The sequence below is a fragment of the Paenibacillus sp. EC2-1 genome, from assembly GCF_049311625.1.
Lineage (GTDB): Bacteria > Bacillota > Bacilli > Paenibacillales > Paenibacillaceae > Paenibacillus_AQ.
The window spans coordinates 3,704,237-3,717,422 of the sequence record NZ_CP186006.1 but is presented as its reverse complement, the minus strand read 5'-3'; the positions used below and the strand labels follow the sequence as shown (position 1 = coordinate 3,717,422).

Here is a 13,186-nt window from a genome sequence, read left to right as displayed (position 1 = left end):
TGATATTGAAAGCGTATTCATAAAAGAATACGCTTATTTATGTAGACATTTTGCATGTAACTAATGAAAAGGGGGCTTCACATGGCAGCATTATTGCAAAAGAGACGATTCGTTTGGACGATGCTTATTTCCGTTATCTTCATCGTTTTGGCTGGTTGCGGTGGTAAGGAGGATGCTTCGGCGCCATCAAAGGATACACCGGCTGTCAATAAAGATCAGGAGATCTCGACAGATCCACTGTGGAAGTACCCGGAACCGGTGAAGGTAACCCAAGTGATTGGTTTTGGAGATCCAGAAGATCCGAAGACACCAAAAGGGACTACTCCAGCAACCAATGCTTATCTAACCAAGCTGAAAGAAATGCTGAACATCGAGGTTGAGTTCCTCTGGCAAGTACCGAGTGATCAAGCACAGCAAAAATTCTCCTTGTCCATCGCATCTGGTGATTTACCGGACGTGTTCTCCATCGGGATCACCGATTATGAGAAATTAAAAGAGGATGATATGCTTCAGGATTTATCGGAAGCGTACGAGAAGTATGCTTCCCCAGAGTTGAAGGGATATATGGAAGCGGATGGCGGCAAGACGCTTGATATGTTTAAAAGCGATGGAAAGCTATTAGCACTTCCTAACTTTGAAGATCCATTTATGTCTGCTCAGATCTTATGGCTTCGTCAGGACTGGCTGGATAAGCTGAATCTTAGCTTGCCACAGACGTTAGATGAACTGGAGAAGGTCGCAGAAGCCTTCGTGAACCAAGATCCAGACGGAAATGGCAAGAAAGATACCTACGGAATTGCTTTTCATAAGAGTCTAATCTCTTGGGGATTTGATACACGGGGCTTCTTCTACTCCATGGGAGCTTACCCGAAAGCGTGGATCAAGAATGCGGAAGGTGCTCTCATTGCAGGCGAGATTCAACCGGAGACCAAAGTGGCACTCGAACGCTTAAATCAATGGTATGGAAAAGGATTGATTGACAAAGAGTTTGCATTCAAGGACATGGATAAAGTGGTTGAAGATATCGTAGCTAGCAAAGTTGGTATATCGTTTGGGGAATGGTGGTATCCAGGATGGCCGCTTAACACGAACCGCGAACAAAATCCAGATGCTGATTGGGTAGCCGTTCCGATTCCTTCCTACAACGGAAAACCAGGCGCAACCTTGGTTCCAAGTCAGCGACTAAGCTCCATCTACGCGGTACGTAAAGGATACGAGCATCCAGATGCTATCATAAAAATGGCTAACTTCTATCATGAATTACAAAAGCCTCAGTACAAAGATGAAGTTAAAGCAGAGAACGGTTATGTATACAACTGGTATCAGCCTCGAATTTACAATCCGTTTAATACGGAAACAACGTACACAGAAGTCAATGAAGCATTAAAGAATAAGCAGGACAAACTTGAATCTGTCAATGCAACATCCGTTTCTGTATTTGAATCTTCTAAGAAATACTTGAACGGAGACGAGTCGCAGTGGGGCATGTATGCAGGACGTGTAGCAGAGAACGGCGGCTGGGGAATAACCCGTCAATTACGTGATAAGCCGCATGTCATGAATGAGTTCTATGGTACAGCCACACAGACTATGACGGAGAAAAGCACCTCTCTCAATAAAATGATGGATGAGACATTTACGAAGATTATTATGAGTTCAGCTCCGATCAGTGAATTCGATAAATTTGTAGATAGCTGGAAGAAGCTTGGTGGTGACGATATCACAGACGAAGTAAATGAATGGTATAAGAACAAGTAGTCATCGGTTAGACAGTAGGGGAGAGTAGGATTATTCGACTCTCTCCCTTGCGGTTATAGGAGGGAAGAACGAATGTTGAATACAACAAAAGCTCCAGCAGATCTTGCTCCAAAGTCGAAGCGAAGAGTCCCTACATTGCCGCTCCATCTTATGCTGATCCCGGGCGTTTTAATTACCCTGGTATTTGCGTATGGACCTATGTTTGGCATCGTAATGGCTTTTCAGAAATATTCGCCGGCAAAAGGATTCTTTGGCTCCAAGTGGGTTGGGTTTAAAAACTTCGAGTATATCTTCAACATGCCGGATTTCTATCAGGTGTTATGGAACACAATAATAATCGCGGTTCTCAAAATCATATTCTCGCTATTAGTTCCACTCATTGTAGCCTTGCTGTTGCAGGAGATCAGAAGGAATTGGGTGGTCAGAACGGTTCAGACTAGTGTTTTCTTACCGTTCTTCTTGTCTTGGACCATACTGGCAGGTGTCATATTTGAGATCTTCTCACTGCAGGGTCCTTTAAACTCCATTCTTGCTTATTTTGGAGCCGAACCAATTATGTTCATGGGAGAAAAGGGCTGGTTTCGAGGTATCTTGATTGGTTCCGACGTTTGGAAGGGGATGGGATACAACATGATCATCTTCCTCGCGGCTATTATCGGGATTAATCCCAATTTATATGAAGCGGCAGAGATTGACGGAGCGGGTAGGTGGAAGCAAGTTCTGAATATAACGCTGCCAGGAATCGTTCCAATTATTGTACTACTCACCACGCTCAGTCTAGGTTCCGTATTAAATGCTGGGTTCGAGCAGATCTTGCTTCTATATAACCCATTGGTATATGAGAGTGCTGACGTTGTCGATACGCTGGTGTATCGAATGGGATTAATCGATCAGCAATTCTCACCTGCTGCTGCATTTGGATTGTTTAAATCTGTGGTATCCGTTCTCTTAGTATCCATTTCATATTATATGGCTTATCGATTTACCAATTACCGCATATTCTAGCGAGAGGAGAGGTCATACATGCACTATAAACCGTCAATGTCTAGAGTGGCGTTTCAGATCATCAACGGAATTGTCCTCGCCTCGATCACCATGCTCGGCGTTATTCCGTTCATTCATTTACTAGCCGTCTCGTTCAGTTCGAATTCGGCAGCCGTCGCTGGACTCGTCCGGTTATGGCCTGTAGAATTCACATGGGATGCTTACGTATATCTAGGTCAGAAAGTGGAGTTCTTCCGGTCCCTATGGGTTTCTGTCCAGCGTGTTGTTATTGGTACCGTTATTAGTATGCTGCTATGTATATTATGTGCTTATCCTTTATCCAGAGAAACGAGAGACTTCAAGTCTCGAACGGTTTACGTGTGGTTTTTTGTCATCACGATGTTCTTTGGTGGCGGCCTCATTCCTACTTATATGGTCATCAAGGATGCCGGGCTATTGAATACGATTTGGGCTCTCGTCATTCCAGGCGCACTAAGTGTATGGAATGTAGTGATGTTACTTAACTTTTTTCGTAATATTCCGAAAGATTTGGACGAGGCAGCACTCATGGATGGTGCGGGGCATGGAGCGCTACTGTTCCGAATATATTTACCTGTATCGCTGCCTGCGATTGCGACCATCTTGCTGTTCACGATCATCGGACATTGGAACGCATGGTTTGATGGTATTATCTATATGAACTCTCCGGAGAAATATCCGCTTCAGACGTATTTGTCTACGCTGATCTCTTCCTCTAATCGAGAGAGTATTTCAGTAGAGGACTTGGCCTCGATGCAGAGCTTTGGTGAGAAGACGCTGAGAACCGCACAAATCTTTTTGGGTGCTTTGCCAATTATGGTGGTATATCCATTTTTGCAGAAGTATTTTGTGAAGGGGATTACGGTAGGTAGTGTTAAGGGGTAATTATCAGGATGTATTAGTTGAAAAGTTGTTGGTGTACAAGAAGAATCGTATTCCAAGCAGTCCGGGGCGCATTTTGTGCGAACGGGCTGTTTTTGTTCCTCAAGCATGAATAAATGTAGATATATTCCAAAATTATGTGTGATAGAATGATAGGGTCTTATGGGAATGCACCCAAGATATTATTAAGAAGTAGGTGACAAGATATAAAATTACTATTTATATGCAGCCGCAACAAATGGCGCAGTTTAACTGCGGAGAAGATTTTTGATGGATACAATGGCTATGAGGTTCGCTCCGCTGGTACGGAAGATGGCGCAAGAATTAAGGTAACCGAAGGACATGTTGGCTGGGCGGATATGATTCTTGTGATGGAGAAGAAGCATAAGCAGCGGCTTACACAGAAATTCTCCAATAAATTAATGAATAAACGTTTGATTTGTCTCGATATTCCTGATGATTACAGGTTTATGGATGAAGAGTTGATTGAGATATTGAAATCAAGAGTATCTGAACATATTGAAGTGCCAGAATAATATGCTTTACTGAAGGAGACTAAGGATGAAAGATCCAAGAATGGAACAACTGGCTACAAATCTCATTCAATATTCGGTGAAACTACAACCCGGAGAGAAAATATTAATTGAAGTGGATGGGTTGGAAATTCCTCTGGCTAAAGAATTGGTGAGACAGGCATATCGTGCCTCTGGAGTCCCATTTCTGCTCGTTAATAATCATGAATTGTTGAGAGAAATATTAATCGATTGTACCGAGGAACAATTAATAGCCATGGCATCCTATGAATTAAACAGAGTGAATGATATGCAAGCTTATATACTCATTAGAGCCGGGGAGAATATGAGTGAGTTAAGCGGGATTAGTCCCGAGAAGATGGCGATGTATAGGAGGCATTATGCTCAACCCATCAATGGAAGACGATATAATCATACGAAATGGTGTATTCTTCGTTACCCTAACCATGCCATGGCTCAACAGGCGAATATGTCGACAGAGGATTTTGAGGACTTGTACTTCAACGTATGCAATTTAGATTATTCCAAAATGGATAAGGAAATGGATCATCTCGTTGAGTTCATGAATCAAACCGATCAAGTTAGAATCAAGGGTGTAGGAACAGATTTAACTTTTTCAATCAAGGGTATGCCTTCGATTAAAGATGCGGGCACCATGAACCTTCCGGATGGAGAAGTATATACCATGCCAGTGAAAGAATCGGTCAACGGCATAATCTCGTATAATACCCCCTCATTAAAAGAAGGCTTTACATACGATAACATTTGTCTTGAAGTGAAGGATGGCAGAATTGTTAAAGCTACTGCGAATGATACAGAGCGTATAAATAAATTATTAGATACGGACCAGGGTGCAAGGTATTTTGGTGAATTCGGCATAGGTCTGAACCCTTATATTGAAAGAGCGATGAAAGATACTTTATTCGATGAAAAAATATGGGGAAGCTTCCATCTCACGCCTGGATGTGTTCCGCTTGGATCACCAGGGAATGAGAATTGGTCCGAGTTACACTGGGATATTGTAAATATCCAGAGGGCTGATTATGGTGGGGGAGAAATATGGTTTGACGATACTTTAATCCGTAAAGATGGCTTGTTTATTCCTGAAAAATTACAGGGACTCAATCCGGAGAACTTAAAGTGATCAAAGGTAGATGATTTGAGATCATCGAATAACATTGATGTCGGTTTTTGCGTAAATCGAGTCTGGTTTTCATTAACGACTTTGTGCTCTTCCTTCCCTATACTTTGAATATATTCAAATCTTATATAATGCGGAAGGAGAGATAAATATGAAGGTACAAATCGGTGAGCATGAGCTCGAAATGGGTAGTACATATTTGACGGAGCTGCGCAGCTCTAATGATATTTTGAATGACACGGAGGCGCTTCGTCAGCGATTGCAGGAGGATGGCTATCTATTGATTCGTGGTTTTCACGACCGAGAAGAGGTACTTGAGGCCCGAATGGAGTTTCTTCGTTCCTTGCAGGCAGCTGGCAAGTTGGATCCTGATGCACCGATTGAGGAAGGGATCATTGGTCCTGAGAACAAGGGCGGCATGTGGGGAAGAAGCGCCGCTGATCTTCAAGAGGAGTTCCCTCATTTCCTGAACGTTGTGAATTCGCCTAAAGTATTCTCGTTCTTTGAGCAGCTTCTAGGTGGACCTATCCTGACTTATGATTTCAAATGGCCACGAGCGATTGCCAAAGGAGGCAATACGGGCGCACATTATGATAACGTTTACATGGGACGCGGGACGAAGAATGTCTACACGATGTGGACACCTTTTAGTGATATTCCGCTTGAGCTTGGTACGCTTGCCATGCTGCTTGGTTCGCAAAACTACGAGAAAATTAAGCAAACCTACGGTCAAATGGATGTCGATCGGGATAATGTGGCAACAGGTTGGTTCTCCGATGATCCGGTAGAAATCGTGGACATGTACGGTGGACAGTGGGCAACAACAGCATTTGAAGCGGGTGATGTGATTATCTTCGGGATGTTCATGATGCATGCTTCACTTAACAATACGACAAACCGCTTCCGGATAAGCTCAGACACGCGTTACCAACTGGCTTCTGAACCAGTCGATGAGCGCTGGATTGGCAAAAAGCCGAAGGGTCATTACGCTTGGGGGAAGACTCCTTCGAAGTCGGTTAAGGAAGCACGTAAAGAGTGGGGCGTATAGGAGGATTAGATCAATATGGAATTAAGGATGTTTAAGTCGTTATGGGGAATGGAGCAATATTCCTATAAGGAAAGCTTGGCAAAAATCGCAGCAGCAGGATATACAGGAGTTGAAGGTGGGATTCCGGTCGAGTATCATAAGGAATTTGCAGCGCTGCTTGAGGAATATAATCTCGATTATATTGCTCTCATTAGCACATCAGGAAATCATGAAGAACATTTTACTGCACAAGTTGCTGCTGCAGCAGCCTTGAAGCCGAAATTAATCATTTCTCACAGCGCGCGGGATTGTATGGAGTTTGAGCGTCAATTACAATTTTTTGATCATGCGATTGAAGTAGAGAAACAGTATGGTATTCCAATCGGACATGAAACACATCGGCACCGTGCCATGTTTACGCCGTGGACGACAGCAAAACTGCTCAATGCTATCCCAGATTTGAAAATAACTGCCGATTTCAGCCACTGGTGTTGCGTCTGCGAATCTCTGCTCGAGGATCAAGCTGAGCATTTACAACTTGCCATAGATCGAACAATTCATATTCATGCCCGGGTAGGCTACGCGGAAGGCCCGCAAGTACCGCATCCTGGCGCTCCAGAGTATAGCCGTGAATTAGCGGCGCATGAGTCGTGGTGGGGGCAAATCTTGAAATCTCGAACGGAGCAAGGACATGCTTATACAACTGTTACGCCTGAATTCGGACCACCAGGATACATGCACACACTACCCTATACGAATCAACCTGTCGCTGATTTGTGGGATGTGTGTTCGTGGATGTCGGATAGAATGAAGACAAAATTTATGTGAAATATGTTATGGCTTAGAGGAATGGGATGATCGAATGATCCCATTCCTTTTTTTATTCCTAGAAGAGAAGGAACATTAGCGGAGTATGGAGCGTCTAACTTTTATAGTATCTATAAAGTGGAGGTGTAAACATGTGGAAGCACCCTTCAATCAATGAGATAAAAAGGCTGAAGATGAAGTACGTAGACATATTTGATCAAGTTCAAGAACTCGTCAATGAATGGGACCCTGTAGGTTTGATAGGTGGAGGCGCACCTGATGACGAGTATGATTGTATTACTATCCAATTAATAGATCTATTAAAACAAGGCGCGAACCAAGCAGAAATCTTTGAATATATCATTCATGAATTAGATGATCACTTTGGAATGGGAATTAAGGCTATTGATAACGAATATAAAGAGAGTTTTATTTATAAACAAACGGAGTTTAGTAATTTGTTATTTGAGTGGTATAAAAGATATGAGACTAGTAACGCTGTGCAGATAGACCATTCGCTCTATTTACCACAAACCATACTTAATGTGGTTGGGGAAATTACAAACATTACGCCCATAAATGAAGGAAGACACTATCAAACCGTACATAAGCTAGAAACTCATTCCGGAAAATACATAATTAAAATTAAAAGTAGAGAATACCCTGGGAGTTTGTTTGATGAAGTTGAGAGATTGAAATGGATGCAGGGTAAACTCCCTGTTCCTAAAGTGATTAGTTACGAAGAAGAAGAGGGAAAAGAGTATTTGTTAATGACGTATATAGACGGATGTGTTGCCTCTAAGTATCAGCCAAAAGATGGAGAAAAAAGTATGGGCTTTATTTTAGGAGAGGCATTGAGAAAGCTACATGACGTAAAAATCGATGGTTGCCCCTTCAAACAATTCTCCCCCGATAATTTAACAGCCATGGTTAGGAAAAACATTCTAGAACATATGGATGAAGTAAATGAGGTAGTTCGCACTTCATTCCCTGATCATACGCTTGAACAATTAATGGATTTTCTTAAAAGCAATAAAGCTACTAACGATCAATTGACTTTCACTCACGGTGACTACGGTTCTGGGAATGTCATGATTCATAATGGGGACCTTAACGCATTTTTAGATGTTGGCGAAGCAGGGATCTCGGATCCTTATTTGGATATTTACTATATGATCAAGAGTTTAACGGTCTATTCAGCTAGACAAGAAGAAGTTTCAGAATTCATGAACGGGTATGGAATAGATGTTTTGGATAATTACAAAATGAAATTTCATCAGATCATGGACACACTGCTTTTGTGATGTGTGTTAAGAAAGGAAAGTTATTTCATGGATACAAAGCAATACTTTGAAGATCTTGAGGATATCAAGACAGATCTAATTTTTATGGGTTCGTTAGTTTTAGTTATATGGAGGTAAAACCATTGAAGGAATTGCGGAAGTTGATATTTACAAGAAAGCCTGGAGCTGAAGAAATAGATATAGCACGTACTGAAGAACAATTAGGAGCTAGATTTCCAGATAAGTTTCGAGAGCTTATCCAGTTAGTAAATCAGGCAGAAATTGATGAGTGGGTGATATACCCGATTATTGATAGTAAACGAGTAGCTAAGACTTGGGATGACATTGTTAGAAACAATAAGGAATCCAATTATAGTGGTTTAGAGGACCGAATGATATTTATCGCTGAAGATGGAACAGGGGATTTATTGTGCTTCAAGGTAGGCCCTGAAGGAAAGATGGAAGAAACAATTTATTATCTCGATCATGAGACAGAAGTAGTCACCCCTTTGTATGATGACATCGAACAAATGATAACGGATCTAATACAAGAATGATGCTATCCGCTATTGGTTGTTTTCATGATGGGACGATATCATTTATTTATCTAGCGAATATTGGAGTGGATGACACGAGGAGTTGTATGAATTCAATATGGGCGATCACACAATTAGATGTACCAGAATTGGTGCTTTGACGATGATATTGAAACAGAGTGCTTCGTAGAAGTGGCATTGACATTCAACGATGGATCTAGGCGTTGGTGTATCTTAACCACACCTGATAAATTAGTAGAACATTTTGCGAGTAACAGTATCGACCCACCTGGAATACATATTAGACATTTAATTATAATGAAAACTTTAAACTGGGAAGATGTCGAAAATACGCTAAGACATTTAGATCATCAAGGCGAGCTTGAAGCTCTGACAATAGCTCTTAATGATGGAGAATGAAGTGCAAGCACAAGCATTGTTTTACAATAACAGGGGGTTACATAATGAATGTCGAATATAGAGAGCTATTGGTTGAAGATTGTGAACGTCTCAATGATATGAATCCATCACAATACATAGGAAGAGCATGGAGAGAAGTGAATGGAGTACGCCAATTAGTCGAAATTAATTATCAAGATTCAGATTGGGCGAGTGGTTACGAACATCATTTCAATAGTTTGCGAGCAACCATTACTTCTGGAGGTTATGCGGTAGGTGCATTTGATGATAACAATAAGTTAATAGGCTTCGCTACAGTAAACCGTGAGATGTTTGGTGAAGATTATCAATATGTCTTATTAGAACAATTATTTATATCACTAGAATATCGAAATAAAGGGATCGGTAAAAAGCTATTTTTCATCATCACAGACGTAGCAAGGGAATGGCAAGCAGACAAAATATATATATGTGCTGGGTCTGCAGAAGAGACCGTTGCATTTTATTTTGCGATTGGTTGTAAAGAGTCGGTCGAAATCAATAAGAAGCTTTACCAAAATGATCCACGGGATTTTCAATTAGAGTTTAAGTTATGAGATGAGTAGTCGGAAGGGGAAATTCATATCTATCAAGATACGGACTTTCTCTAAAGTTAACGACATATAACAACGAATTGATAATGTATTCAAGACATAATCTCAATACAAAATTTGGGATGGAGGCTTGTAATGAAGGATCCTAGAATGCAGACACTTGCTCGTAATGTTGTGCAATATTCACTGAGTATTAAGAAGGATGAAAAATTATTGATTGAAGTGGAAGGACATGAAAATTTTCTCGTAAAAGCAATAGTGGAAGAAACATATCTCGCAGGATGAAGTTCATGCACATCGATGGAGTGATACGAAGTGGTGTATATTGAGGTATCCCAACGCCTCTGCGGCTCAAAAAGCTAATATGTCTACAGATAAATTTGAGGACTATTACTTTAATGTTTGCAATTTAGATTATTCTAAACTTTCCACACAAATGGCAAAGATGGTTGAGTTACTAAAAAAGACAGACAAAGTAAGAATATTGGGACCCGGCTGTGATTTAATATTTTCTATTAAAGACATGCCTGCTGCAATGGATGCAGGTCATCAAAATCTACCGGATGGTGAAGTATACAGTATCCCTCAAAAACATTCACTTAATGGTTATATGTCATTCAATGCTCCGGTGAATTATCTGGGAACGACCTTTGAACAAGTAAAACTTACATTTAAGGATGGTAAAATTGTCGAGGCTTCAGCTAACGATAGCAATAAGCTCAACCAAATACTAAATTCAGATGAAGGAGCGCGATACATCGGAGAATTTGGTATTGGATTGAATCCATATATTTCACAGCATATGAATGATATTTTATTCGATGAGAAAATATGGGGAAGTATTCATTTAGCTGTAGGAACAGCACCTATTCAATGTACTCATTCAAATCTCTCCTCAATACATTGGGACATTGTTTGTATACAAAGGCCAGAGTACGGTGGAGGTCAATTGTGGTTTGATGATGTGCTTATTAGAGAAGATGGTTATTTTGTAATTGATGAACTTAAAGGATTGAATCCAGAGGTTTTTTTAGCGGATGAATAGATGTTTAGATAACTAACGCTCGAGTCTAACAATGGCTGGGGCGTTTCGATTAAGAGGGCAGGAAGTTCAATTATATATGTAGGAGATGATCTGCTTGAACGACCAACAGTTACTCCAATTTTATCTGAACATGCGTGAACCAGAAGCTTATCAATGGAATTTGTCGCCCAGAAGCTTGTATCTTGAGCTTGAGACGCGCGACTTTTTTTCTAGACATTTTGAAATACGGGATGGAATGAAGGCTTGTAATATCGGTATTGGGGTTGGGGAATGGGATGATTTTATTAGCTATAGCTTGCATGGGTCTGGCGGTCAACTAACGAGTGTCGATATCGATCAGCAGATCTGTGACACATTTAGATTCAGGCAAGAGCGGGAGGGGCATACGAATCCTTCAACGGTGATATGTAATGACATTTTAACATGTGAGCTTCCGCAGGTGGAATATGATCTAGTCACAATGATCGGGTCGGCACTTCATGAGATCGGAGCATATACCCAAACTTTTGAGAAGATTAGTGAAATCATGAGACCTGGTGGTTATTTCATGTACATGGATTTTGATAAGTATCACAAGAAAGAAGAACTACTTGCACTATTACCTAAAATTAATATGGAAATAGAACATGTAGAAGAGTATAAGCGTTATTCAAGTATCAGCTTCTACTGTATGAAAATAAGAAAAACGGCTTAGGAGGGATTAACGATTCGAGCATACTGGCGATATTTCTTATATGTTGTGGACCACAAACTGAATGTGTGTATTGAATGCTGGAAAGAAGGTTTGTATCTCCAGGGAATCGTCCATGACTTCTCGAAGTTCTCACCTAAAGAGTTCGTCCCTTATGCTAGAAAGTTCTACTCTACCCGTAAAAGTGAAGAGACTGAATTACAGTGGAAATATGCGTGGCTGAATCATCAACATAAGAATAAGCATCATTGGGAATATTGGGTGGTTAATCCAAACTCCAATGAAGTTCTGCCTATGCCTGAAAAGTATATCATTGAAATGGTATGTGATTGGAGGTCTTTCTCTAGAAAATGGGGACGTCTAATCAAGGATCCGGATCACTTAACGAACAAAATGATGGCATCGAGTGGATTAGTTCTGCATCCGAAAACCAGACAAAGACTTGAAGAGATAACGAATGGAAGTAAAAATTAATGAAGGAGTTCGGCAGATGATGCCCATTAAAACAAGTTGTTTGATCGTTTTCCTGCTAATCTCGGTGTTTTTTGTGGGATGTACTCAAGCTAAGGAGGAGTCGGGAAATTCGATTATTTCCATAAGTCTAGAGTGTCTTCAGCCTGCTAAAGGTGAAAGTTGCAAGGATCAATTTTTTGATGACACACAATCCATTATATTGTTCGAAAATGCCATAAATCATGCAGTTATAATGCCAGGTGAGCTGAACTATATTGCAGAGTATGAAATGATGGTTACATACACGAACGATACAGAGTTGAAATATCATTTGTCTTTAGGGACAGATAGAACCATGAATGGCTTATTAGTGAATACATCAAATTCCAGCCAGGGATACGAAATCCCATTGAAATATGCCAATGAATTGAGAGAGCAGTTGGAGATTCAAGGGGGCTTAAAAGATTAGATGAGCACACAAACCCTGGTCTGGCTATTCATCGTGGTCTTTGTTCTGCATGATTTAGAAGAAATTATATGGGTTGAGGCATGGATTAAGAAAAATAAATCTCATGTCATACATGCAGTACCTAAGCGATTCAAGAAGCCGCTTAATAAGATGTTTAATATCACAAGTGGCCAATTCGCATTTGCTGTTTTGCTTGAATTTATTGTATTCATTCCCTTTACGTATATAGCTGCAGAGCACGAGAAGTTTTTTGTCTTCTTATCCATTAATTCACTATTCTTACTTCATGTATTCACACATCTAGGTCAATCTCTGTACTTAAAAATGTATACGCCAGGTGTAATCAGTGCAGTGATTTGCGTTCTCCCTTATACACTTTATATGTTTTATCGAGTGCTGAGTGAGGAGTTAGTATCCTGGAGCGAGGTTCTGCTCAGTATTCCTGTTGGGTTGTTGGTGGTACCGATCGTCTTACTTGGTCATGAACTTGGAAGGAAACTAGTTAAATAAAACGTTGTTCTGAAGTAGAAGTAGATTGAATCGAAC

At 40.7% G+C, this 13,186-nt stretch carries 15 protein-coding genes and 1 pseudogene; all 16 read left to right on the top strand.

Annotated features, from left to right (window positions below):
• Positions 1-81: 81 nt before the first annotated feature.
• The 16 genes and pseudogenes from ACK8P5_RS17445 (at position 82) to ACK8P5_RS17370 (ending at position 13,150) form a co-directional block, all read left to right on the top strand.
• On the top strand, positions 82-1,758 hold the full coding sequence (locus ACK8P5_RS17445) for an extracellular solute-binding protein (RefSeq protein ID WP_422657530.1): 1,677 nt from the start codon (positions 82-84) through the stop codon (positions 1,756-1,758).
• A gap of 72 nt (positions 1,759-1,830) precedes the next feature.
• Positions 1,831-2,763, top strand: a complete 933-nt coding sequence (locus ACK8P5_RS17440; protein ID WP_422657529.1) for an ABC transporter permease — start codon at positions 1,831-1,833, stop codon at positions 2,761-2,763.
• An 18-nt stretch (positions 2,764-2,781) separates the two neighbouring features.
• Positions 2,782-3,666 carry a carbohydrate ABC transporter permease gene (locus tag ACK8P5_RS17435; protein WP_422657528.1) on the top strand — a complete coding sequence of 295 codons (885 nt, stop codon included), beginning with the start codon at positions 2,782-2,784 and terminating at the stop codon, positions 3,664-3,666.
• A gap of 203 nt (positions 3,667-3,869) precedes the next feature.
• A complete protein-coding gene (locus ACK8P5_RS17430) occupies positions 3,870-4,199 on the top strand; it encodes a low molecular weight protein tyrosine phosphatase family protein (protein WP_422661505.1) in 330 nt (109 codons plus the stop codon).
• 25 nt (positions 4,200-4,224) lie between these two features.
• On the top strand, positions 4,225-5,340 hold the full coding sequence (locus ACK8P5_RS17425; RefSeq protein ID WP_422657527.1) for an aminopeptidase: 1,116 nt from the start codon (positions 4,225-4,227) through the stop codon (positions 5,338-5,340).
• 148 nt (positions 5,341-5,488) lie between these two features.
• Complete coding sequence (locus ACK8P5_RS17420; protein ID WP_422657526.1) at positions 5,489-6,385, top strand: phytanoyl-CoA dioxygenase family protein; 897 nt, start codon at positions 5,489-5,491, stop codon at positions 6,383-6,385.
• 15 nt (positions 6,386-6,400) lie between these two features.
• Positions 6,401-7,192, top strand: coding sequence for a sugar phosphate isomerase/epimerase family protein (locus ACK8P5_RS17415; RefSeq protein ID WP_422657525.1), 792 nt, complete (start codon positions 6,401-6,403; stop codon positions 7,190-7,192).
• 131 nt (positions 7,193-7,323) lie between these two features.
• Complete coding sequence (locus ACK8P5_RS17410) at positions 7,324-8,475, top strand: phosphotransferase (protein ID WP_422657524.1); 1,152 nt, start codon at positions 7,324-7,326, stop codon at positions 8,473-8,475.
• Positions 8,476-8,597: 122 nt separating this feature from the next.
• The gene (locus ACK8P5_RS17405) at positions 8,598-9,011 is read left to right on the top strand and encodes an SMI1/KNR4 family protein (protein ID WP_422657523.1); all 414 of its coding nucleotides are present in this window, start codon (positions 8,598-8,600) and stop codon (positions 9,009-9,011) included.
• A 117-nt stretch (positions 9,012-9,128) separates the two neighbouring features.
• On the top strand, positions 9,129-9,410 hold the full coding sequence (locus ACK8P5_RS17400; protein ID WP_422657522.1) for a hypothetical protein: 282 nt from the start codon (positions 9,129-9,131) through the stop codon (positions 9,408-9,410).
• Positions 9,411-9,454: 44 nt separating this feature from the next.
• A complete protein-coding gene (locus tag ACK8P5_RS17395) occupies positions 9,455-9,985 on the top strand; it encodes a GNAT family N-acetyltransferase (protein WP_422657521.1) in 531 nt (176 codons plus the stop codon).
• Positions 9,986-10,117: 132 nt separating this feature from the next.
• Positions 10,118-11,027 (top strand): annotated as a pseudogene (locus tag ACK8P5_RS17390) (aminopeptidase).
• A 94-nt stretch (positions 11,028-11,121) separates the two neighbouring features.
• Positions 11,122-11,721, top strand: a complete 600-nt coding sequence (locus tag ACK8P5_RS17385) for a methyltransferase domain-containing protein (RefSeq protein ID WP_422657520.1) — start codon at positions 11,122-11,124, stop codon at positions 11,719-11,721.
• A 12-nt stretch (positions 11,722-11,733) separates the two neighbouring features.
• Positions 11,734-12,192 (top strand): DUF5662 family protein, encoded by a 459-nt coding sequence (locus tag ACK8P5_RS17380; RefSeq protein ID WP_422661504.1) that lies wholly within the window; start codon positions 11,734-11,736, stop codon positions 12,190-12,192.
• Positions 12,193-12,208: 16 nt separating this feature from the next.
• The gene (locus ACK8P5_RS17375; RefSeq protein WP_422657519.1) at positions 12,209-12,640 is read left to right on the top strand and encodes a hypothetical protein; all 432 of its coding nucleotides are present in this window, start codon (positions 12,209-12,211) and stop codon (positions 12,638-12,640) included.
• Positions 12,641-13,150, top strand: a complete 510-nt coding sequence (locus ACK8P5_RS17370; RefSeq protein WP_422657518.1) for an HXXEE domain-containing protein — start codon at positions 12,641-12,643, stop codon at positions 13,148-13,150.
• The last annotated feature ends 36 nt before the right edge of the window (positions 13,151-13,186 follow it).